Source organism: Psittacicella melopsittaci, assembly GCF_003585925.1.
In the GTDB taxonomy this organism is placed as follows: Bacteria; Pseudomonadota; Gammaproteobacteria; order Enterobacterales; family Psittacicellaceae; genus Psittacicella; species Psittacicella melopsittaci.
In genome coordinates this window covers 1-22,793 of the sequence record NZ_NRJH01000052.1, presented here as the reverse complement: position 1 = coordinate 22,793, position 22,793 = coordinate 1, and the positions used below count along the sequence as shown (strand labels likewise).

At 33.6% G+C, this 22,793-nt stretch carries 16 protein-coding genes, 1 tRNA gene and 1 rRNA gene; 5 read left to right on the top strand and 13 right to left on the bottom strand.

Translation table 11 applies throughout. From position 1 onward, the window contains the following. The first annotated feature begins 89 nt into the window (after positions 1 to 89). Both rrf and CJP74_RS06210 read left to right on the top strand, forming a co-directional pair. Positions 90 to 205, top strand: a 5S ribosomal RNA gene (rrf, locus tag CJP74_RS06215). 10 nt (positions 206 to 215) lie between these two features. Beyond that, a tRNA-Val gene (locus CJP74_RS06210) sits at positions 216 to 291 on the top strand. Positions 292 to 391: 100 nt separating this feature from the next. On the opposite strand, the gene CJP74_RS06205 is transcribed toward CJP74_RS06210, so the two are convergent. The 10 genes from CJP74_RS06205 to rpmH form a co-directional block, all read right to left on the bottom strand. Beyond that, positions 392 to 1,678, bottom strand: coding sequence for an FAD-dependent monooxygenase (locus CJP74_RS06205; protein ID WP_119497406.1), 1,287 nt, complete (start codon positions 1,676 to 1,678; stop codon positions 392 to 394). An 8-nt stretch (positions 1,679 to 1,686) separates the two neighbouring features. Continuing rightward, positions 1,687 to 3,090, bottom strand: a complete 1,404-nt coding sequence (locus CJP74_RS06200; protein WP_119497405.1) for an FAD-dependent monooxygenase — start codon at positions 3,088 to 3,090, stop codon at positions 1,687 to 1,689. Between the two features lie 85 nt (positions 3,091 to 3,175). After that, positions 3,176 to 4,888, bottom strand: coding sequence for a hypothetical protein (locus tag CJP74_RS06195; RefSeq protein ID WP_119497404.1), 1,713 nt, complete (start codon positions 4,886 to 4,888; stop codon positions 3,176 to 3,178). Between the two features lie 52 nt (positions 4,889 to 4,940). Further along, positions 4,941 to 6,167 carry an urease accessory protein UreE gene (locus CJP74_RS08295; RefSeq protein ID WP_222986985.1) on the bottom strand — a complete coding sequence of 409 codons (1,227 nt, stop codon included), beginning with the start codon at positions 6,165 to 6,167 and terminating at the stop codon, positions 4,941 to 4,943. A 4-nt stretch (positions 6,168 to 6,171) separates the two neighbouring features. Next, complete coding sequence (locus CJP74_RS06185) at positions 6,172 to 6,891, bottom strand: hypothetical protein (RefSeq protein ID WP_119497403.1); 720 nt, start codon at positions 6,889 to 6,891, stop codon at positions 6,172 to 6,174. A gap of 1 nt (position 6,892) precedes the next feature. Beyond that, positions 6,893 to 8,248, bottom strand: coding sequence for a tRNA uridine-5-carboxymethylaminomethyl(34) synthesis GTPase MnmE (gene mnmE, locus CJP74_RS06180; RefSeq protein WP_119497402.1), 1,356 nt, complete (start codon positions 8,246 to 8,248; stop codon positions 6,893 to 6,895). A gap of 83 nt (positions 8,249 to 8,331) precedes the next feature. Continuing rightward, entirely contained in the window at positions 8,332 to 9,963 is a 1,632-nt protein-coding gene (gene yidC, locus CJP74_RS06175) for a membrane protein insertase YidC (protein ID WP_119497401.1), read from the bottom strand. Next, positions 9,963 to 10,205, bottom strand: a complete 243-nt coding sequence (gene yidD / locus CJP74_RS06170; RefSeq protein ID WP_119497400.1) for a membrane protein insertion efficiency factor YidD — start codon at positions 10,203 to 10,205, stop codon at positions 9,963 to 9,965. The genes yidC and yidD overlap by 1 nt, the downstream gene beginning before the upstream one ends. A gap of 146 nt (positions 10,206 to 10,351) precedes the next feature. Continuing rightward, positions 10,352 to 10,726 (bottom strand): ribonuclease P protein component, encoded by a 375-nt coding sequence (gene rnpA, locus CJP74_RS06165; protein WP_222986982.1) that lies wholly within the window; start codon positions 10,724 to 10,726, stop codon positions 10,352 to 10,354. 87 nt (positions 10,727 to 10,813) lie between these two features. Then, positions 10,814 to 10,948: a 50S ribosomal protein L34 gene (rpmH, locus tag CJP74_RS06160; protein ID WP_119497398.1), complete on the bottom strand. Its 135-nt coding sequence runs from the start codon at positions 10,946 to 10,948 to the stop codon at positions 10,814 to 10,816. 412 nt (positions 10,949 to 11,360) lie between these two features. Here rpmH and CJP74_RS06155 point away from each other — a divergent pair, with 412 nt between their 5' ends. Genes CJP74_RS06155 through recF form a run of 3 tightly spaced genes read left to right on the top strand, consistent with a single transcriptional unit; the run spans position 11,361 to position 18,291 of the window. Continuing rightward, on the top strand, positions 11,361 to 15,734 hold the full coding sequence (locus tag CJP74_RS06155; RefSeq protein WP_222986979.1) for a DnaA ATPase domain-containing protein: 4,374 nt from the start codon (positions 11,361 to 11,363) through the stop codon (positions 15,732 to 15,734). 10 nt (positions 15,735 to 15,744) lie between these two features. Next, positions 15,745 to 17,067: a hypothetical protein gene (locus CJP74_RS06150; RefSeq protein WP_119497396.1), complete on the top strand. Its 1,323-nt coding sequence runs from the start codon at positions 15,745 to 15,747 to the stop codon at positions 17,065 to 17,067. 48 nt (positions 17,068 to 17,115) lie between these two features. After that, positions 17,116 to 18,291: a DNA replication/repair protein RecF gene (gene recF / locus CJP74_RS06145; protein ID WP_119497395.1), complete on the top strand. Its 1,176-nt coding sequence runs from the start codon at positions 17,116 to 17,118 to the stop codon at positions 18,289 to 18,291. 35 nt (positions 18,292 to 18,326) lie between these two features. On the opposite strand, the gene CJP74_RS06140 is transcribed toward recF, so the two are convergent. From CJP74_RS06140 to CJP74_RS06130, 3 genes are all read right to left on the bottom strand, one after another. Further along, positions 18,327 to 20,765: a DNA gyrase subunit B gene (locus CJP74_RS06140; protein ID WP_119497394.1), complete on the bottom strand. Its 2,439-nt coding sequence runs from the start codon at positions 20,763 to 20,765 to the stop codon at positions 18,327 to 18,329. 203 nt (positions 20,766 to 20,968) lie between these two features. Further along, positions 20,969 to 21,697 (bottom strand): tyrosine-type recombinase/integrase, encoded by a 729-nt coding sequence (locus CJP74_RS06135; protein WP_119497393.1) that lies wholly within the window; start codon positions 21,695 to 21,697, stop codon positions 20,969 to 20,971. A gap of 41 nt (positions 21,698 to 21,738) precedes the next feature. Continuing rightward, entirely contained in the window at positions 21,739 to 22,149 is a 411-nt protein-coding gene (locus tag CJP74_RS06130; protein ID WP_119497392.1) for a hypothetical protein, read from the bottom strand. Between the last annotated feature and the right edge of the window lie 644 nt (positions 22,150 to 22,793).

Genomic DNA, 22,793 nt, shown 5'->3' with positions numbered 1-22,793 from the left:
TGAAATGGTAAGTATGTATATTGTTTTAGTGCTTACATAAGAACAAGGATTTAGTAAATAAAGTTCAGCAAGTTATTAAATTAACCGCTTTTGGCGACATTAGCACAATGGTCCCACCTGATCCCATGCCGAACTCAGAAGTGAAACGTTGTAGCGCCGATGGTAGTGTGGGGTCTCCCCATGTGAGAGTAGGTCATCGCCAAATTAATTTCCCTGGGTGGTTAGCTCAGTTGGGAGAGCATCAGCCTTACAAGCTGAGGGTCACTGGTTCGAGCCCAGTACCACCCACCATTGATTTTAAAAAGAGAATCGCATTGCGGTTCTCTTTTTTTTATACAATAAAAATTTTATATAGTTTAAGAGGTTGCTAGTTTATAGCAACCTCTTTTTGTTATTTTAAGAATGAACTTATAAAGTTCTTAGCCAAGTCTCGAGCGTGATCTGAAGTAGATTTTTGTCTGTTTAAATCTAAGCCAGAGTTATAACTTGCTTGAGAATATTTAGGTTCATTAAAACCTAAAGCTTGGTTAATAAATTGACGCTTAATAAAAGTTTGATTATTAACAAAATTTAATGCAATATTACGGGCTAGTGATACAACAGGGTTATTATTACAAAACGTATTTTTTATAATAGCCATGCTTTCTGATGTTAGTAATGCTTTTGCTTTTCTTTCTCTTGCCCAAGCATCTAACTTATGACGTTCAATGCCATTGGTAGGACGATAGTAATTTCTGATTAAGTCAGTTAATGTCCATGCGTCAGCAAAGCCTAGGTTTACCCCTTGTCCTGCTAAAGGATGAATGGTATGTCCAGCATCACCAACTATAGCTAAATTGTCTTCAACAATTTTTTGGGCATATTGTTTAGCTAAAACAAATGATGTTGGTTTTGATACAAGCTTAGGTACACCTAAACCTTTATGGAAACAGGTGTAGATTTGTTGACAGAACTCTTGTTCATCTAAACTTAAAGCAAAATCCACAATATCATTGTTTAAAGACCATACAATTGATACTTGGTTGGAATTTGCTAGTGGTAAATAGGCAAGTATGCCATTTTTATGAAAGCTTTGATAGCAAGTATTTTTGTGTTCTTCTGGTAGTTCTATAACACAGGTAAGAGCTGTTTGTGAGTATTCACTGCGATCTATACCTATGTTTAAAGCTTTACGGATAAAGCTATTACCACCGTCGGCAGCTACCACAAAAGTACTAATAATTTGTGTATTATCTTCTAGACTAATAAAGTGTTTGCCTTGCAGTTTTTGATAACTAGATACTTTACTGTCGAAGTAATTAAATTTGTCCTGTGGAAGATTATGAATAACTTGCCATAAGGCAGTTTCAAGAGCTGAATTTACGACAATATAACCAAGTACTTCTTGGTTTACATCTTGGTTGTTAAATTCTAAATAACCAGCTTGATCTTTTTCCCATACTTTCATGGTAAAGTAAGGGGTAACAGAGTCTTTAGCGATTAAATCCCAAGCTCCTAAAGCTTTTAGAAATTCAACAGACGCTAAATTCAATGCTACGACACGGTTAGCTGGGTTAGGTAATTCTGGACTTTTTAAGCCAACTAAAGTAACTTGTTTACCTTGTTTAAGCAAGTCTACAGCTATACTTAAACCAACTAGTCCTGTACCTATAACAGCTATTTCTGCTTCTTGTAACATTTTGTTTCCTAGATAGCTTGTAAATAATGTAATATTTTATAAGCTAAAGATAATTGGTTGGTATTAACATAACCTAATGAAGGTGATACGATTAAATCTTGTAAAAACGGATAATTGATTAAATGATATAAACCTAAATTAGGAATTAATTTGCCAAAAGTAGCACGCTCACTGAATTCAGTAGCTAAAAGATTAGTACGATTGAATACTTCGTTTGCAATTGGTGCATGTAAATGAGCATATTCTTGGGCAATGAGATTTGCTTGTTGGGCAAATGATTGCTCATTATCAAGTTTTTGAGTATTGGCAATTGCTTGTAATAAACTTGTAATGCTTAGAAGACCTAAATTAAAGCCTTGTCCTGACACAGGGTGTAAAGTATGAGCGGCATTACCTATATAAACTAGATTAACATCATTTAGTTTAGTTTGGAGTTGAGCATTTAATGGGAATGAAGTCATTTTACTATATGACTTAATATAATATTTATTGCCATTATTATGCCCAGGATAAGGTAACTCTAATTTTAATTTTTGGTCATGATAGAATTTGCGATTTACACTATTATCTAGCTCTCGATCTCCTATTTGTTCTAATATCTCATTGAGGTTATTGATAACAATAGAATTATCTAAAATCGCTTGCTCATTTTGTTGTTGGTTGGTACACCATACAATGCAAAATTGATAGTCGCTTTTAGGTAAAAAAGCTACTGGACCATGAGGAGTAAAGTACTCTATAGCCAGATCATTTAAAGGTGCCGAGAGTTCTACATCTGCGATTATCCCATACTGTTGGTGTTCAACCTGCTTAAGGGTTGTATTATAACGTTCGAGCCCATTAATAAATTTGGCACCGTTTGCAATTACTGCTAGATTGGTTGTAACAGTAAACTCTTGCTGTTCATTTTTTATTAATAGCTCACGCGTTTTATTTTGGTAATTGATTTTAGTTTGGCAAACTTGGTGTCCAAGCCAGATATCAATTTTAGCTGCAGGCAGATTTTGTTGGAGAATCTTCGCTAAGTTTGTTAAGTCTTCTTGAAGAATATGTAAGTCAATAACTCCACCAAATTGGTCTTGGTGATGTTGGTTAGCTTCGAGTAATAAAGATTGACTGTAACCTTTATTTTTTACGAGAATATTTTTGATTGGCTTTAAATTGCTCGCTAAGTAGTTTAAAGCATTTAATTGCTCGTTATTGATACCAAAATTAAATCCTTTAAAATAATTTAAGGTATTTTGGTTTAAAGCTATTGAACGTCCAGGTAGAGGTTTAGTTTCTTGATCCTTTTCAATTAAGAGAACTGACTTAATATAGCCGCTTTCTAAATAAGGATACAAGCCTAAAAGGAGAGAAAGACCAGAAGCTCCTCCGCCTACAATTACTAGGTCGTAATGATTAGATTCCATTAGTTTACTCTTGGTTAAAACTTATGCTCTCTATTATATATTAAATTGCCTAAAAGTATGGAATTTCCCTATAAAGAATAGACTATTAGAGGTTAACCGTAAGCTTTTTACGTAAAACAAGATTGTCGGCAATTATATAAGAGTCTGTTTGACTAATATTGCCAACTTGATAGGTTATGGCAATAGCCATACCTGTTTCTAATCTTGTATCTGGACTTATTAGCAGTCCAGTATGAAGGTTCTCTACGCTAATAGTAAAGTCTTGACAGCTAAACTGTGCTTGAGGTTGGTTTTTCCTTACTTCTAATAGAGCTTGGCTGGCAAACAACGACGTATAGGTATTATTTAGTTGCTCATTGGCAGTAAACTGTGCAGTTTTTCTTTTGCTAAGAGCCTGATAAATAGCAGAAAATAAACTTTCCCAAAGGCTAGTAGCTTCTAAGTTTAGTTGCTCTTCAAGTTTTACAAGATGTTTATTATTCTTTTGTAAATAAATTAAAGGAAATAAGCGAATAATGCTTGGTTGTACTTCTTGCACAAGCTGACTAAAGCGACAATTGCTATTGAGGATTCCACTTAAAACCGCTTGAGCCAAACTAATGCCAGGACGTAAAGATCTTTGCGTATTTAATTCTAGCTGTTGGACAAGTTCAAGTTTTGTGCTAAGTTCTACTTGTTCTTTGTAATCTAAAAATTGGTGCTTGTGATCTAGATTCAAATCAGTTAAGAGATGATCATGATTATTTGTCGCTTGGGCACCGCGTTTGCGCTCTGGGTTATCATGTACAGGTTTAGTAGCTTGTTTGTTATCTTGGTGTAAGTAAAGCACACGTTTTACCTTTGCTTGATAACCTAAATAGCTTCCTTGCCCCTCAATAGCTAAAGCTTGCTCAGTTAAATCAAAATGTTGATGTAGTTGCTGTAAGTAAGCCAAATAAGGCTCATGTAAGCTCTTACTTAATGCTGACTGCTCATCCAGATTGTGTTGTTTAGTTAGAATAGTTGTTAGATCAGCATGGAAATAATCTGGATTAATTGCCTTTTGTAAAGGTAATCTCTTTTTATAGCTGATTTTTTCAATTTTAAGCGGGTTAATCGCAAAAGAAAGCTCATTTAGGTTATAACCCTGAGCATAATAGTTTAATTGCTGTAGAGCGTAATTTTGAGCAAAATATAGAGGGGCATTTTTCCAAAATGAACTTATAGAAAAAGCTAGGTTTTCGGCAGCATGTTGAACCGCTCGTTCTTCGGGGTAGCTAAGAGTTGAATTTATCTCTCCTGCCCAAAGAGCAAGGGCATAACTGTCTAGACTTAAATTATCTTGAAAAACTAAATTTTGCCAAAGGAATTCTGGGAGTAAACTTACAAAGTTAGAGTTTTGGGTAAAATCAAACTCAGTAGCTAGTTGAGCTCTAGGGTTAAATGCTAAATTATATTCTTGCTCACTAAAATAAGTATAGAGTTTATTTGGGTAAGCTATATTAGCTTTGGCTTGTTTAAAATCAGGATAAAATTGTAAACTCTGCCCCTTTAGATCCTTGTTATAAACCGCAAATCCACTTTTTAGAGGAAAGAGTTTACTTATATTAAGTTGTTGACTTGCTAACCAAGTAAAGCCTAAATTATTTGCTTGAGCTTGGCAAGTGGCTTCTAGGTAAGCATCTACGTGCGCTTGGCTAATATTAGGATTGCCAAGTTGAATTATTGCCGAGCTCTCAGGTGGTAACCTTTGCCATAACAAGCTAAGCTTTTGCAAAAAAGTACTAAGGGGAATTTCACTTAAATATCGTAGTTCCATAAATTTAAACTAAAAAAAGGAGGTGTTAAGCATTGCTTACACCTCTATTTTTTTATAATGAAATTAAATATGCATTAGTTAAATCAAAGACTGTTGCTGGGTAAGGTAAGCCCTTAGCAAATGAGTCATAAGTTAAAACTACTGTTAAGAAAATAAATGCTTCAATATCATCAAATAAATCAGATAAGTTGAAGTTTAATTCCATTAAGTCATCAACTGATTCTGGATAAGAAGTTGCTTGCAATGCGAGTTTAAACTCAATACCGTTCATTATATCAGCGATATTGTATAACGCTTGTAAAAGATTTTGGCTTTCAAGTTTTTCTTCAGTTGATAAACCATTAGCATTATCATGAGCAAGGTAACTTCCCATAGTTGCTACGCCAAGAGTAAACTCTTTAATCATGATTAAGAGGTTATATGGGTCGTTTTTCTCTTCTTCATTTTCGTCTAAGAAAGTCATGAAGAGATTAGCAATTTGGAAGTTATCTATATCGATTAGATCTTGTAAGAAAGAAGATCTTAGTTTTTCGCAAAGAAGGATAAATTCACTATCAATTCCATCTACTTGAGCACTTTTATCACCTTCTGCCATAAAGCGAATGTGTTTTTCAAACTCAGCAGCACTTAAGTTAGGATCAATTGTCCAAGTGTAAACTAAACCTAAAAGATGATATGGCGATAAACTTGGATGTTCACCAAATTTTTCTTTAAATTGGTTAATTAGTTCTTTAATAGCAGATTGCTTTGATTTAAAGATTAAATTATGCTGTTGTTTTTCAGATTCTCTTACAGCTACTATACCTTGAATAAGTTCAGGAATAAGATCATCATCACCATCATATTGAATGCGATCAAAGTTTAGTTTTACAGCCTGAGGTTCATGATGATGGTGCACATGTCCGTGATCGTGTCCGCATCCGCATGCGTGACTATGTTCATGTTCATGATCATGTTCGTGATCGTGTCCACAACCGCATGCATGACTATGCTCATGATCATGTTCGTGATCGTGTCCACAACCGCATGCATGATTATGTTGATGTTCGTGATCGTGTCCACAACCGCAAGCATGACTATGTTCATGTTCATGATCATGTCCACAACCGCATGCATGACTATGCTCATGTTCGTGATCATGGCCACAACCGCAAGCGTGATTATGTTCATGTTCGTGATCGTGTCCACAACCACAAGCGTGATCGTGTTGATGTGCTTCTACTTGATGTTCATGATCGTGACCACAACCACAAGCTGAATTAGGGTTTTTATTTGACATATATTTACTCTGTTGGAACAGCAACTAAAATTTCAAAAATAGAGTCGAACATTAATCCAGATGTATTACTACGGAAAACTTCATAAGAGATAGTTTGCTGAGCAAAAAGAGTTAACTCTGGAATTAAGTCGATAATTAAATTATAGTTTTGTGGTGAAGAAAAGTCTGTACTTTTAAATAAAGAAGTTATATTAAAAAGACCCTTTTCTACTACATTTTTAATAGGTTGGTTTTCTGCTGTATAAGCATTAACTTTACTTAAATAAACTTCTAAGTCTTTAATTAGTAAAGCTAGTTGAGCTTCTAAGTTTTCTAAGGCTTTAGTTAGTAAAGGCGTAGAGAACTCTGCTTTACTTACTTCAAGTTTAAAGGCACGAGAAAATTCAATTAAACCTAGAGTTATATCTGTTAAACCTTTGTTAGAGTAAAAAGCAACAAGGGCACTAGGACTAAACTGATTTTGCAGGGCATTATCGCTGAGATATTGCTTAAATTCTTGACTTTCACCTGAGAGAAGAAACTGGCTTAAGTTTTTACCTAAGTCACAAGCAAAGGAGTTTTTTCCTGCTACTAGATTTGCAATTTGGGTAAATGCCCAAGCTTTCTCTTGTTGCATTTTAACAAATTCAGGATATTTCTCTAAGTAGGCAAAAGGAACGTAAACATAGTCATGGTGATGGCATGAACAACCTTCACCATGTTCATGATGGTGATGTGCAGACATACTATTTTCCTATACAGAAAGTACTAAAGATACTAGTTAATAGATCGTCGGCAGTAAAACGTCCTGTGATTTCAGAGAGTTTATTTTGTGCCATACGTAAGTCGTCTGCAATTAGCTCTGGTAATACCCCTTGTTGCAGATAAAAACTTGCATTATTGAAGTATTCTAAAGCTTGAGCAATTGCTTGCAGATGTCTTTGACGAGCTATAATAGTTCCTTCACTGGTGTTATTATAACCGATAATCTCTTTAAGAGCTTCTTTTAGGTTTTCTAAACCAGCTTGAGTTTGAGCCGAAAGACCTAGAGAGTAAATATTGCCTTGCTTGTTAGACCAAGGTTGTTCTTGATGCTGATCAATTTTATTAGTAATTAAGATTTTTGGAATATCCTTTTCAAAAATTGTTTCAGGTAAAAGAGATAGTTCCTTAGTAAAATCTTTGCTATCTGCAACTATAATGATTACATCAGCTTTTTCCATAGCTTGGTAAGCTCGTTCAATACCAATAAGCTCTACCTTATCTGCAGTTTCACGTAGACCAGCTGTATCAATAATGTGTAAAGGTAAGCCATCTATTTGAATAAACTCTTTAAGCGTATCACGAGTAGTACCAGCTATTTCGGTAACTATGGCAGATTGTTCCCCTGATAAAGCATTTAATAGAGATGATTTACCTGCGTTAGGTTGTCCAACGATTACAGCACTAATTCCGTCTCGCAGAATTTTACCTTGTTGGGCACTAGCTTTAATTTGTTCAAGTTGAGTTTGGATACTATAGAGCTCAGTTTGGACAAACGAATCTTCAAGGATATCTATTTCCTCATCAGGAAAATCCATTCCTGCTTCGAGATAAGTACGCAGACGAATTAGCTTATCAACAATTTGGTGTACTTTTACAGAAAACTCACCTTGTAGCGAGTTAATAGCCCCTTTGGCAGCTTGTAAACTACTTGCGTTAATTAAGTCAGCAATAGCTTCTGCTTGAACTAGGTCTAGTTTGCCATTAACAAATGCTTGGTGAGAGAACTCTCCAGGTTGAGCATAACGAGCTAAGCCTGTACTTACAATAAACTCTTGTAAAGCTTGTTGCACAACTGGACCACCATGCCCTTGAAACTCTACTACATCTTCACCTGTAAATGAATGTGGATTAGGGAAGAAAATAGCTAAACCATAATCTAGCGGAGTAGTATCTCCTGTAAAAAATGGTAAATAAGTTGCATGACGTGGTTTTAATTCTTTATTGGTTACTTTTGTGGCTATAGCTTTAGCATTAGGACCTGATACACGAATGATACCTACAGAACCTCGTCCTATAGCTGTAGCTTGTGCGACAATTGTATCGGTATTATTTGACATTTTAATATCTCTAAAGTAATAAAAGGCGACGCTGTATTACAGCGACGCCTTTTAATTTAAGTTTGATCCTATTACATGTAGAATTATTTTTTCTTTCTACGCGGTGCTGTAATTGGACGATCAACCACTTTATACGTTGGTAGTAAGTTATTAGCGTATAAATATTTCAGTTTTCTATTATAGTACACAATGAATAAGATAGTAATAATGTTAGACACTATGTAATATAAAATTAATCCTGACGGTAAGAATAAGAAGAAAATTACGAAGATGTATGGCATCATTTTCATAATTTTACGTTGCATAGGATCCATATTCTCAGGCATAGGAGTTAATGAGAACATGAAGATCATAACTAAACCGTTCAGAATTGGAAGAATGAAATAAGGGTCAGCCTGACTTAAGTCTTTAATCCATAAGAATGGCTGGTGTCTTAATTCAACCGCTTCGTTAACAAGATAGAATAATGCTAAGAAAATTGGCATTTGAATTAATGCTGGGAAACATCCTGTAAACTGAGAAGCACCGTATTTCTTGAATACTTTTTGAGTTTCAGTTAGACGTCTCATTCTATCTTCACCAGCACGCTCATTTGCAGCAGCTAGTTCAGGTTGAATTACACGCATTAACGCTTGATTTCTAAATTGAATACGTGACAATGGAGAAATGATTAAACGTACCACTAAAGTTAAAGCAATAATTGTAATACCCCAGTTATTTATAAATGAGTGTAAAAATTGCATTAATTTGAATAGTGGTAAAGATAAGAACCATGCCCAACCATAGTCAACAACAAGATCTAAATCTTTAGCAACTGTTTCTAATTGGTCTTGTAGTTTAGGACCAATCCAGTATTTATCTGAAAGAGTTACTGTAGTACCTGGTGCTACGTTTTGTAGAGCCGAAATCGTATTAATAATGTAGTCACCATTATTATGGTAGTTAGTACTTATAGTGAATTGGTTATTCGCTTCTGGAACATATGCTGTTACGAAAAAGTGTTGCGAAATAGCTGTCCAACCATATTTTGAAGTTAATGGCTTAAAGTCATTATCTTCAATATCACCATTTGAAACTTTTTCATAGTTATCACTATCAGTTGAGATAACTAAACCAGCATAAGATTGATTTGTACCATAAATATTTGAAGTACTAAATAATGATGGTGAAGGAGCTGGTCGATATACAAATGACGAGTAAGGTGCAATTTCTAAAGTACGGTCAGATTTATTTTCAACAGTATAAGTTACTAATACTTGGTAACCTTCTAATTTAATTGTTTTGTTATAAGTTACATCATTAACTGTATAAGTTAAGGTAACCGAGTCAGCTGTTGAAGAAGCAACGGTAAAATCAGCACGTGAAGTTTGTGAATCAGTACCACCTGTTCCAGCTAAACCATTAACAATTCTTAAATAGTCATCTGGATTATTCGATAATAAGGTTAATGGAACTTTTTCTTCTACTGTACGATCGTATTGCAGTAAATCAGCACCAATAAAGTCACCTGTTTTACTATTAATCGTTAATTTTAATACGTCGTTTGAGATTGAGAAAGCATTTGCCTGATCAGAAGCTGTATTAGCTGAATTATGAGCTGTAGTTACAGTTTCATTAGGCTGAGGCTTTGGTGCCGTATCTTCGATATAAGCTTGAAATAATAAAAAGCTCAGTACGGCTAAGACAATAAAAAGAATACCCCTAGTCTGGTTCATTATTTATTCACTTTTTTATTATTAAAATGATGTGGAACTGGATCTATTCCACCGATACATAATGGATTGCATCTAAGTATACGCCAAATTATAAGCACACAACCTTTTATAAGTCCGTGTTCTTTAATAGCCAGCTTTCCATATACTGAGCAAACCGGATGAAATCTACACTTTCCAGTTCCTAAAATAGGACTAAGAAAAAGTTGGTAGAGTCTTATAAGTCTTAAAGCTATCTTTTTCAAGATCAAAAACCATGATATTTTCTGAGTTAGAGATAGAACTTAAGAATAAAGTAGAATAGAAAAAAACATAATAAATTATATAATAATTTACGTAAAAAAACAATTTAACAAAAAATAAAGCATGTAAAAACTTACATGCTTAGTATTTATTTTTTGCTATAAAAGTTAACGAGTTTTTGGTAACACTGCACCATATTATGGAAAAAATCTTTATTATCAACATTGTTTAAAGCAGGTTTAGAGAGAATAACTAAATCTACTCCTGGTAAAAGATGTTGATTTATACGAAAAGATTCGCGAATAATTCGTTTGATTCTGTTTCTTTGTGTTGCCAATTTCGCATTACGTTTACTTACAACTATTCCTAAGCGTGGATGGTTGCAAGAATTTTCTTTTGCTAGTAGAGTAAAACTATGGGTTTTATAACAAAAGGTTTGTTTGGTAAAAACTTCCTGATAGTCAAAGGCTGTTAATAGACGCTGACTTTTAGTAAATTTTAATGATTTTTTTTCTTGCAGCACGATATTTGCCAAAATTTGATGTAAAAAAAATGATATTAAAGAAACGTCTTTAATACCATTTTTTATAAATTAAATTTAGACCAAGTATTAAGCTGATAATACTTTACGGCCTTTTGCACGACGACGTGATAAAACTTTACGGCCGTTTTTCGTAGACATACGTTTACGGAAACCGTGGTCACGTTTACGTTTTAAAACTGATGGTTGATAAGTTCTTTTCATTTTAATTCTCTAAATTTTTTGCTGATATAAACTTTTAATTAAAAGTTTATATTTTGAAAAATTAGTATTATACGACAATTTTTAAGTTATGCTATTTTCTCTTACCGAAATTAGACTGAACAACTTGATTGTCAAATTTCAAAATCGTTTGATATTATACACCAAAGATTATAAAAAAGCAAAAGAAAAATAATAAATTTATCTTGTTGCCAAAGATTTCTTTTAATAAAGAGTAAGTTGTGGTAAGCTTACTATGTTCTATCCTTAGTAATTTTATCCTATTTTTTGCCCTACTATGAAGACCAGTGAAAGTTTATTTAAGCAGATTTATGAGATCTTATACAAAAAGAATGTAATTAAAGATCAAAACTCCCTAATTTTAAAGATATATCCTCAACAAGGATATATTTTAGTGCTGTTTGGAACCTATAGAGCAGACGTAATTAATACTGAAATTTTACCTTTACTCTTAAAGTGTATTCAAACTTATATAGTTGGCTTATCTGCAACTGGTTATAAATTTGCTCGTGTCGTGCAAATTAATGGTAAAGGGAAAGTTTTACGTCAAGGTATAGTTAGTCCTTTAGGTTCGTTAGGCTTTTCAGTGGATATCCCTTCTTCTTCGTACATCAATAATCTCCCTTTAGCCATCCTTAGTGACTTAGTTAGTCCAGAGGTTACTGAAGATATTTATCGTGAACATGATAATGAAATTCGCACTGCCAATAGCTATCTCACTAATTATGGGCAAAAATATAAACTAGGTGCAAAAAAGATTAAAAAAGCAAGAAGAGTAAAAATTACTACAGGGTTAAAAAAGTTCTTTGATCCTAAGGTAAAAGAAAGCATCTATTATAAAGGTTATATACAGTGTATTCCCTTAAGTACAACTAACTACCGAATTCAAAAGCTAAAAGCTAATTTCTTAGGGCATAATATTTTTGCTGGTAATAACTTAATAGACTTTCACAACTATAACCTCTTTTATAATTCGCGCCAAGATCCAGATTGGCGTTACCTTTCACGCTCGTTAAATATCTATCTAAAAGATTCGATTTTTAATAATGAGATAGTTGAAGTCAAAGAGATACTGCTTAATTTAATGCAAGCAAAAAAATATAGCCAAGATAGCTATACTGCAGTTAAATATATTGCTGATGTAGTTCTGGTAACTGATGAGAGCTTTTTTAATATAGACTTAAAGCCTTATCAAGAAGAAAATTTTGTTAATGTACATAAAATTTTTGCTCGCGAAGGTATAAAAGCAACTGAAAAGTTCTCCCATACAAAAGCATTAAATTACTTTATTAATAATTTAAAAGAGTTTTATCAAAAACAAAATACCAATCCTTTAGAAGTTACTTCTTCTAGTTCTCGTGCTCGAGTATATACTACTTTATATCAGTTATTTGCTCATCCTAATAGCGAAGATAATGGCAAAATTCAAGATATCGAAGAAGTTAAAAAGCTATTTGTTCCTGTTGAGTTTGTCGAGCTTCTTAAACAAAAAACAATAGCTCAAGAAAACCTTGAATTAGAAATAGATAATAGCTTTTTATTTACAATAAGATCGCCAATTATCAATACTATACTTGTGGGCTTAGAATACCACACTACTCTGTTTGGCAATAAATTACCAGAATATAAACTGATTACCCAAGGGGATATAGATGTATCAGAAAAACTATATCTTTGGGGAAAAAATAGCGAAAAATTTGTTGTCCCTGAAGTAGAGTATATCCACAAACCTAAAGTAGTTGGCAAAAGTAAAAAAGTAAAAGTTAAAAAAGCAAAAAAATCTAACTCTGAAGGAGCATTAGATGAGCAAGAAGCTAAAGCTTTAGTTGTTGAGCAAGAAGTTTTTCATTTAGAAGCTGAACAGACTGTAGGACAAGTAGATAATGAAGCTTCAAATGAGGGAATTCTTGCTTCAAATACAGAAAGCAAAGAGCAAGCTGGGCTAAATGAGGTTCATGAAGAACAAGCAACGCAAAGTGAGGTTCTTGAAGAACAGGAAATACCAAGCGAAGTTCATCAAGAACAAGCGACATTAAGCGAAGTTCTTGAAGAACAGGAAACACCAAGTGAAGTTCATGAAGAGCAAGAAACCTCAAGTGAAGTTAATGAAGAACACGCAACGCTAAGCGAAGTTCATCAAGAACAAGCAACCTCAAGTAAAGTTCATCAAGAACCAGTAACGCTAAGTGAAGTTCAAGAAGAACAAGTAACGTCAAATGAAGTAAATGAAGTTGAACTGGCTCCAACTGCAGATAGCTCAGAAAGTGAGCTAGCTCTTGAAACTGCAAGTGAAGAACAAAAAACAACAGCAAATGAAGTTGAATTAGCTGCAGAAGACTCAGAAAAGAAAACGTCTAAAAAGGCTTCCGCAAAACAAGCGCGTAAAAAAGCTCAAGCGAAAAAGAAAAAGGTAGACGAGCTTCCTCCGCAAGAGCCGGAAGTAAGTGAAGAACCTGCACCAGTCCAAGTAGCCGATGCGGTTCCTACGAGTGAATATCTTACTGATGTACAAGTTTTTAAAGAACTTTTAGGTGATGAACAAGCTTTTCAAGAACTTTTAGGTAACGAACAGTTAGAACAAGAGTCAGTTCTTGAAAAAAGAGACAGCCTGGAGGTTTTAGAGAATGAACATTTAGCTCAAGATCCTGTTCTTGAAGTAGAGCAAAATCTACAGGAACAAGCTCCTAAGAAAAAACGAGGGAGAAAAAAGAAAGAAGAGCTAACTCCTGAACCACTAGAGGAAAAGCCTAAGACAAAAAGGGCAACTAAAACTAACAAAGAAGAAGTTAAAGAAGTAAATATCTCAGAGGGAGAGGTTTTAGCTTCTACTTCTCTTGCATCTAAAACAAGGGCAAAAAAAGTAAAGGGTAAAAGCGAAAAACTAGAAAGGGCAGAGGAAAAGTCTAAAGCCATAGCTTCAGACTCTTCAGAGCAGCAGGAGAGATTATTACTAACCCAAAAGCTAAGTAAAAGCTTGGTGACAAAAAAAGAAAAGGTAGAGTTAGAGTTTAACAATATGACCGATACCTATTCCAATCGTTTTGCTTTAGATAGTGATATTCCTGTTACGCAAGATAAAAAGAACAAACCTTCTCAAGCTATTAGTTTACAAAAACCTCAAAACGAAAAAGTTACTTGGCAACAGCAAGTGCATACTTTTGATTTTATGCATGGGAATGTAATTATTCCTATCCATAGTATGCAAGCGAGTTTAACTATTGCTAATGAAGTATCTAATCAAGCTTTAACTTTAGAAAGTGAGCAAGAGTCAACTTCGCTTCTACAAGATTTAATTTGCTTAAATCCAAAAAAACGAGATAGACTTTTAACTAAAGGGGCTATTGAAGACATTTTTGTTGATGGAACTGTGAGTCGTAGTATTTGTCCCAACACTAATGAAACTGCTTCATACTTTTCTAAGTTCCATTTAAATCCTTTTGATTATGATAGTTCTGTTCTTTTTACTAAAGAAAACTATTTAGTGCAAGATAATAATGACTTTGTGGCTGCCGAGCTCTTAAGTGAAGGTTATCGAGAAAAAGTTGAAATTGCTCTAGGAGAAGAGTCTAAACTTAATACGTATAAGTCTATTTTTAGTGCTCAAGAACGCCATCAAGCTTTACAAGAGTTTGATAAGATTATAAATAATCGTGTTCCTAATATAACTAGAGAAACCTTTATTTCTATTTCAAATTTAAATGCCTTTAGTATTATCGATGAGGTTGCCAGAAGAATTCTTTCAGGCAAGGATTTTGATAGTCAGGTAATTTTTCTTATCGGAAAACCTGGAGTAGGCAAGAGTTATCTCATGTCATACTTCTATGAAATGCTCAATCAATATGGTTTTCCAACACAAGAGTTTAAACATTATATGACTAACTTCCAACGTGTTTACGCAAAATGCTTGGAAAGAGATTTATTAGAAATCCTATCTGATGATATAATGAGTAACTCTGTTACGGTTATAGATGAATTTGCTTCGCTTAAGCGTAGTATCTCCACCAAAAAGTTTGTTTTCAATCTGATCAAAAGTATCAGACAGGTAAAAAATAAAATCTTGGTGATAGTAAGTTCTGAACCTTATGAGAATTTATTTTATAATGAAGATGCTGTTGATGAAGATTTAACGCATTTTAAAACCTATTGTGATGAGTGTTTACGCGTAGAGATAGGACTTCCTGATAGTAAAATAAGAGAGCATTTTATCCTTAAGGCTATGGCTACAGGACAAGTAAGACAATTCTCAAATGAAGAAATTAATAAAATTATTGCCGCTAGTGAAGTGAGAGATTTCCGTTCACTAAAAGGATTTTTTGTTAATGAAGTAAGTCAAAAAACATTTGAGAAAAACCTCTATGATTGCTTTAGATATTCTGAATTATCTTTCCGTTGCTCGCCAATAGAGTTTATAAGTTATATTTGTGAGTCGCAAGGCTTAACCATAGATGATTTAGCTAATGTAACTCGAGGAAGAGAACTAATTAATTTTAGAAATGTCCTTAGCTTTATTCTCAGTTACTATACTGATATGTCGTACGATGAAATTAGTTTATTAACTGGACTTAAGCAGCGTCAAACTAAACGCGTTATTGAAAAGATTCAATTAAGCGTTTTAAAAGCAGACAAAAAGGATGTTAGCTATAAGCTACTCATCAAAATCTACGATTACCTTAACGATGTTATCGACAAGGTACTGAGTGGTAAAGATCCAAATACAGTTGGCGAGGTTCAACTTAGTTATCCATTAATAATTCCAAAAGTTTTATAGTTGGTTAGAAATGAAACTTGTATTACAAGCACATAAACTGCAAAAAGCTTTAACTACAGCTAAAGAAGTAGTTTCAAAAACTTTAGATCCTTCTATTGTTTTAAGTCAGCACGTTTTATTAGATTTTTCTCAAGAGAATCAAATTACTTTTTTAGCTGGTGATAAGGAAATAAACCATAGTGTAATTATTACTGTGGAGCCTAACGAAGGTGAGTTTTTAAGTTTTCCTAAAGAGTTTGAGATTGAAACTAAAGATGGCCATGTAATTAAACAACTATCTGTTTCTTGCAACAGCTTTGTTGATGCCGTTACAGGACTTAATGGTAAAACTTTAGTTACCCTAGAATTTACCAAACCACCTTTAGCGGGTGAGTTAACCTATGCAAATCTTACCTATGAAACAACTGTTGTACGTGTTGAAGCGTCAAATGGTCAAGGTTATGCATTATTAAATGAATCTCTAAAAGATGCAGTTGCTATCTCAACTTTAGATGTTTCAGAACGTATTCTTAAAGATATTATTCAGTCAACTATTTTCTGTGTAAGTGTAAAAGCTTCTAAACATACGAGTTTACATACTTTAATTATGTCGTTAACTCCAACCAAATTAAAAGCTTTTGGTGGTGATTATTCTCGTATTGCTTTATGTTCATACACTTTCCAAGGTACGCCATATGTAATTAATGGCTTTAATGGTTTTGCTGAAGATAAACCTTTAACTTTCAATTTATCTCGTCGCGTTGGGGCTGAATTACTCAGATTATTATCTGTAACCGATGATACAGTTAAATTAACATTCCACCTCACAGCTTCAGGACATGTACAATATCTGCAAGTGGTTAAAAATGATGAAGAGTTAATCTTTAACTTAACTTATTCTAAACCACCTATGTATAGTCACATAGTTCCAGAAACTTTTGCTGATGATGTAGTATGTAATGCGACTGAAATTAAAGATAAATTAAACCGTTCAATTAAGTTTGGTGATATTATCTTAATTAATTCAGCTGATAATGTTTTAACTCTTTCTGCAACTAACTCTGGTACTTTAGACTCATTTAGTACTGAGATAACCAATGTTAAAACAAATCCAGATTCAGCACCTTTAAATTTACGTATTCAAGGTAAACACTTTATCGAATTAATTAGTCCATTACAAGAGTCTGCTAGATTCCGTCAGGTAGCTCCTGATGAGATGTTATTAAGTTTAAATTTTGTTACGAAAAAAGTTCCTGTTTTTGTCGTAAGAGATTTAGACAATAACGAATTAGATCGTACTTATGTACTAACTCCATATAACAGTGTGGCTTCAGTAGACAATTCAAGTAAATAAGATTAAAGAGATTATGAGGTTTACCTCATAATCTCTTTTGCTTTTTATATGTATATCAAAAAATTAAGTCTGAACAATTTTCGTAATATTAAGTCTTTGAGTATAGCTCCAGGAAAGCACCTCAATTTTATTACTGGACATAATGGCTCAGGAAAGACTTCTATTCTCGAAGCTATTTTTGTCCTTTCAAATTTAAAAAGTTTTAAAGTAAATAGTTTAAACTCGATTATGCAAAATGATCAGGAGCCAACTACTATTTATGCCAAAGTTGAAGATGAGTTTGAGAATCTAAATGATCTCGGGCTTAAAATAACTAGCAAACAAAAAGAACTTTATTTAAATGGAGAAGTAGCCAAAAAGGGGATAGCTTCTTTAGCTGAATTATTAGCTATTCAAGTGATTTCGCCAGATGTTTTACAGCTTTTGACCGAAGGACCTGAGTTTAGACGTCGTTTTCTTTACTGGGGCGTATATTATACTTATCCGAGCTTTATTAAAGATTGGCGTAAATTTAATGAAGCCCATAAAAGTAAAAATGCTCTCTTAAAGCAAGCTCAAGCTTATGAGCAAAATAACCGCCCAATACCAGAAGAACTCTTAAATCAGTGTAAAGTATGGGGAAAGGTTCTTGCTCAAGCTGCTAAGACTATCGACGCTTTAAATCGAGAGTATATGGAAAATCTTCTTCCTGAGCTCAATGCGGTCTTACAAGACTTTTTACCTGAGTTAAAAATAGAAATTAAATACTATTCAGGTTGGCCACAAGATGTAGATCTCGAAGAATATTATCAGCAAAACCTTCAGCATGAAATAGAAGCTGGTCGCGTAAGTAGTGGCTTACATCGTGCGGATTTAAGAATAAAATGCTTTGGGGAAAATGTGAGTAATACTCTTAGTCGCGGGCAATTGAAGTTATTAGCTTGTGCTATGAAAATTGCTCAAGGAGATTTATTACGAAAACAAAGACAAAATAAATGCATTTACTTAGTTGACGATTTAGCAGCTGAGTTAGACGAAGGAAAACAGCTCATTTTTGCTTCCAAGTTAATTAAAGATAATAATCAAATTTTTATGACCTATATAGATAATCGGGTTTTAAATATCTTTAATAATCTGGTAAGTCAATGGCATGAGTTTTCTTTGCAAAAAGGTAAGATAATTCACCAATATGTCAATGGTGAGGAAATTACAAGCCAAGAGTTTAGCTTGGATGATTACATATAAAAAAAGACTTGCAGAATTTGCAAGTCTTTTTTAGATTATAGATCTACATTTGCATATAATGCATTTTCTTCAATGAAATCACGACGTGGAGAAACATCGTCACCCATTAAAGTAGTAAATAATTGATCTGCTAAAATTGCATCTTTTACTTCTACTTTTAAGAGAGTACGATTATCAACTTTCATAGTTGTTTCTTCTAACTCTTCCCAGTTCATTTCCCCTAACCCTTTATAACGTGAAGGGTTAAGTTTTTTCACTGAATCAGTTGCTAAGCGTTCGATAAATTCGTTAAAGTAACGAATTGGGGTTTTGCTACTACCATGTACAACAAAGCGTTTACTTTGTTCATTATCTATAGGTAAAATGTTAGCAATTTCGTTTGCAAGGCTTACAACTTGTTGGTAGTCGTTAGATTCAACAAAAGTTTTATTGATCTCATAGTCGGTTGACATACCATGTTTGATCTCTTGTAGTTTTACGCTATATAAATTACTTTCATCATCATGATCATAAGTAGCTAGATAACGTACAGACTGATCTTGAGTTTTACGGAGTAAGTCAATTAGACCATTTGTCCAGCTTGTTAGTTGTTCTTTATCTTTTAAAGTATCAAGAGTTAAGGCATGATAATTTAATAAAGTACGCATAACTTCTGGAGAGTATTTTCTCGTATGCGATTCAAATTTTGCATTAAGGAGAAGATAACGTTCACAGAGTTCTTTTAAATCTTCCGAAGCATATGCTTTATCGTCTACTAAAAGAGTAGCTCCTTCAAGTGAATAATCGATAAGGAAGCGATCATACTCATCTTTATTTTTAAAGTAAACAGGTTTACGGTTTACAGTTAATTTAAATAAAGGGGGTTGAGCTATGTACACTTTTCCTGCTTCGATTAGTTGTGGCATTTGACGGAAGAAGAAAGTAAGCAGTAGTGTACGTATGTGCGAACCATCGACATCGGCATCGGTCATGATTACAATTTTGTGGTAACGGAGATTATCTATATTGAATTCGTCATTAATACCACATTTTAAAACGGCAATAATATTGGCAATTTCTTGAGATTCAATAATTTTATCAAATCTAGCTTTCTCAACATTAAGAATTTTACCACGTAAAGGTAAAATAGCTTGAGTTTGCACGTCACGAGCTTTAACTGCCGAACCACCTGCCGAGTCCCCTTCCACTAGGTAAACTTCACACTCTTCTGGATTTCTTGAGTTACAGTGTACTAGTTTGTTAGTAGTGAACGAGTGTTTTTTATTAGTTCTTGCTAGTTCTCTTGCTCTTCTTGCCGCTTCACGCGTACGAGCTGCTGAAATTACTTTATCAACAATGATTTTTGCGATTTTTGGATTTTCTTCTAAAGTTGTTTGTAATTGGTCATTAACCGCAGATTCAACCACTCCACGTACTTCAGAAGAAACTAATTTATCTTTAGTTTGTGATGAGAATTTAGGGTTAGGTACTTTAACGCTTACAATAGCTACTAAACCTTCACGTGAATCATCACCATCTACTTTAAGTTCTTTTAAAGCTTTAGTTTTAGCGTTAGCTAGAACTTCACGCTCAATATAGCCATTTAAAGTACGGGTTAAAGCCGCTTTAAAACCAATTAAGTGAGTACCACCATCACGCTGAGGAATGTTATTAGTAAAACATAATATATTTTCTTTGTAAGTATCGTTCCATTGCATTGCAACTTCAACAGTAATACCTAGTTCCTCATTAAAACTACTGAAATAAAATGGTTCTTCGTTAATAACGGCTTTGTTTTTATTTAAAAATTTAACAAAGGCTTGAAGACCACCTACATAGTGGAATTCATCTTTACGACCATCACGTTCATCAGATAAAGTAATTTTAACGTTAGAGTTTAAAAAACTTAATTCACGTAAACGATTACATAAAATATCGTAAGAAAACTCTGTTACATTTTTAAAAGTGGCATATGAAGGCCAAAAGCGAACTGTAGTCCCTGTTTTATTAGTTTCACCAACTACTTTTAAGGGTTCTTGAGGTACCCCATTTAAGTAAGTTTGTTCGTGAATTTTACCGTCACGGCGAATTTGTAAAAATAGTTTAGAGGATAAAGCATTTACTACGGAAACACCTACACCGTGTAAACCACCTGCAATTGTTTTTGCATCAAATTTACCACCTGCGTGTAATACGGTCATTACAACTTCAGCAGCACTAACACCTTCCTCAGGGTGAATTTCTGTAGGAATACCTCGACCATCATCTGCTACAGAAACTGAGTTGTCCTCATGAATTGTTACTTTGATGTGTGAGCAGTAGCCTGCTAGAGCTTCGTCAATAGAGTTATCTACAACTTCAAACACCATGTGGTGTAGACCAGAACCATCATCGGTATTACCTATATACATCCCTGGTCTGGTTCTTACAGCATCTAGACCTCTTAATACGCGAATAGCACTAGAGTCATAACTTTTGTTTTGGTCTGTAGCCATTTTACCCTCTTGGTTATTAATTTAGCTTATTTTTCGATAATTAAAGCTGTAAATTTTTATAAAATCTTATAATTTAAAAATAAAAAAGTTAACCTTCTTATTATACCATATATTAGTGCTTTTTTGCGGAAAAACTGGCTTAGATTACTTGAATAAATTGGCTAAATAAAACCACAAAGATTGGCTCTATAAGGCAAAGTAATTTACTTAAGCAAAATCTTAAGGAGATGTTCTAGTCTCGTATTTATCATTAAATATTTGAACCATTGGCAATATAAAAACTCTTTTTCTTTATCAAATTGATAACGATTGTAAAATCTATCAGCTTCATTACTATGATTTTTGCCATGGGCAAGACAGGCACTTAAAGCATCTTGCATTTGAGGGAACTTTTCAAACATTATCGTTAAAAACAGCGAACGAAAACCATGAAAATCAAAAGAAAAATCTGCAAACTTAACTTTTTTATAGTAGTTTAATTGGGATAGAGAAGTATTTTCATGATTAACTAAAGGAAGTATTTGCTGGGGAATGTAGACACGGTGTTCTTTTTTAGCTTTCATTCTCTCAGGAGGGATGATAAGCCAGTTAGCAACTAGTTCTGTAGGCTGTACTTTTATAATCTCATTTGCTCTACAGGCTGTAAGTAAAAGTAAAAGAATAATTTTTACATTTTTATGGTCTTGCTTTTTGCCATTTTGACAAATATCAATCATGCGATTGATTAGAGCGGGCAGGAGTTGGGGATCTAGCATTTTTCTTGGTACACATTTTTTTAAACCAGGTAGGAGATTTTGGAGTTCTGGAAGATGAACGCCAGAAAAGAGCTGTTCATTTTCCCCAAACTTTAGGATAGTTCGCACAAAGGCATAGGTAGCTTTTATACTACCGAATTTACCTTGCTCTTGGAGTTTTTTAAATGCATCCCGCACTTTATCAGGCGTTAGATCTTCGACTTTGCTCTGTGCTAAAGCTATTTGATCCAGTACTTTCCCCGCGTTTTATACCCCTCTAAAGTAGTTGAAGCAAGTGAGTGTTGTTTTAAAGTTAAATACCTACGGGCAAGTTCTGCTAAAGTTATGCTCGGTTTTTGTTCCTCAATAGAACAAGGAGATATAGGTAAGTTATGTTTTATAGCTGTAGCTCTAACTCTTGCGGTTTTTATATCTATGTGTAATGGACTTCCAGGTTGATAAATACCTAATCTAATTCTCTTTTGTTTCTTTGTTCTTCCCGTAAACACATACCAAACGCCTTTATTAGGAATACTTCTAGATAGATTTAAAAACAATCTCCCACCATCAGCCAAGCTTATAGTTTTCTTTTCTGCCAGAGCGATTTTTGAAGCTGATTTAATAAGCGATTTTTTTAAGCGACCTTCCATTAAAAATACCTCGAAAAAATTTGTAAAAAATGTGTATACCCACAGGTAAATAAAAGCTGGGCAAGTAAAACTAACTTAAAGATTAATTATCGACTTTCATTTATGAACATTTATAAAAGTATGTTGGAAAATTAAAGAAAAAGCCATTTTAAAAGCTTGAACAAGAGTAAATTTTACAAAAACGGGAGATAAAAGCTAAAAGGAAAGAAATGACAAAGTGTGATAATGCGGGCTAAAGAGGTAAGAAACGCAATGGTTTTATTAAAGTGAGAGTGAATAAAATAGGTATGTCTAAAATAAAAAAGTAATTTGCTAAAAGAAGTGTTGATAAAGTTTTTTTGTATCGCCAAAATTTATATATTAAATTGCTTATTTTTAATACTTTATCTATCCTAACAAGGAGTTAGTATTTTCCTTGTTTGAAATTTTTAATATTAATAATCACGATGTTAAATTTAGTGGGGAAAAATTTTTACATTTTTGGCGTAAATTTACTTGCTAATATGGTATACTTTTTTATGAATATAACGCTAAGTGGCAAAAAATTCACTTTATAACTTAACTTAGTGTTTATTCGTAATGAATATGAAGGATTTTGTAAGACTAAAATAGACAATTTAATATATAAATATTCTATTCTAGCT

Bases quoted from the DNA above. Each gene is read 5' to 3' on its own strand.
- CJP74_RS06195 (WP_119497404.1), bottom strand. From the start codon at position 4,888: ATGGAACTACGATATTTAAGTGAAATTCCCCTTAGTACTTTTTTGCAA.
- recF (WP_119497395.1), top strand. From the start codon at position 17,116: ATGTATATCAAAAAATTAAGTCTGAACAATTTTCGTAATATTAAGTCT.
- rpmH (WP_119497398.1), bottom strand. From the start codon at position 10,948: ATGAAAAGAACTTATCAACCATCAGTTTTAAAACGTAAACGTGACCAC.
- CJP74_RS06140 (WP_119497394.1), bottom strand. From the start codon at position 20,765: ATGGCTACAGACCAAAACAAAAGTTATGACTCTAGTGCTATTCGCGTA.
- CJP74_RS06150 (WP_119497396.1), top strand. From the start codon at position 15,745: ATGAAACTTGTATTACAAGCACATAAACTGCAAAAAGCTTTAACTACA.
- yidC (WP_119497401.1), bottom strand. From the start codon at position 9,963: ATGAACCAGACTAGGGGTATTCTTTTTATTGTCTTAGCCGTACTGAGC.
- CJP74_RS06130 (WP_119497392.1), bottom strand. From the start codon at position 22,149: ATGGAAGGTCGCTTAAAAAAATCGCTTATTAAATCAGCTTCAAAAATC.
- mnmE (WP_119497402.1), bottom strand. From the start codon at position 8,248: ATGTCAAATAATACCGATACAATTGTCGCACAAGCTACAGCTATAGGA.
- CJP74_RS06185 (WP_119497403.1), bottom strand. From the start codon at position 6,891: ATGTCTGCACATCACCATCATGAACATGGTGAAGGTTGTTCATGCCAT.
- CJP74_RS06205 (WP_119497406.1), bottom strand. From the start codon at position 1,678: ATGTTACAAGAAGCAGAAATAGCTGTTATAGGTACAGGACTAGTTGGT.
- CJP74_RS06200 (WP_119497405.1), bottom strand. From the start codon at position 3,090: ATGGAATCTAATCATTACGACCTAGTAATTGTAGGCGGAGGAGCTTCT.
- CJP74_RS08295 (WP_222986985.1), bottom strand. From the start codon at position 6,167: ATGTCAAATAAAAACCCTAATTCAGCTTGTGGTTGTGGTCACGATCAT.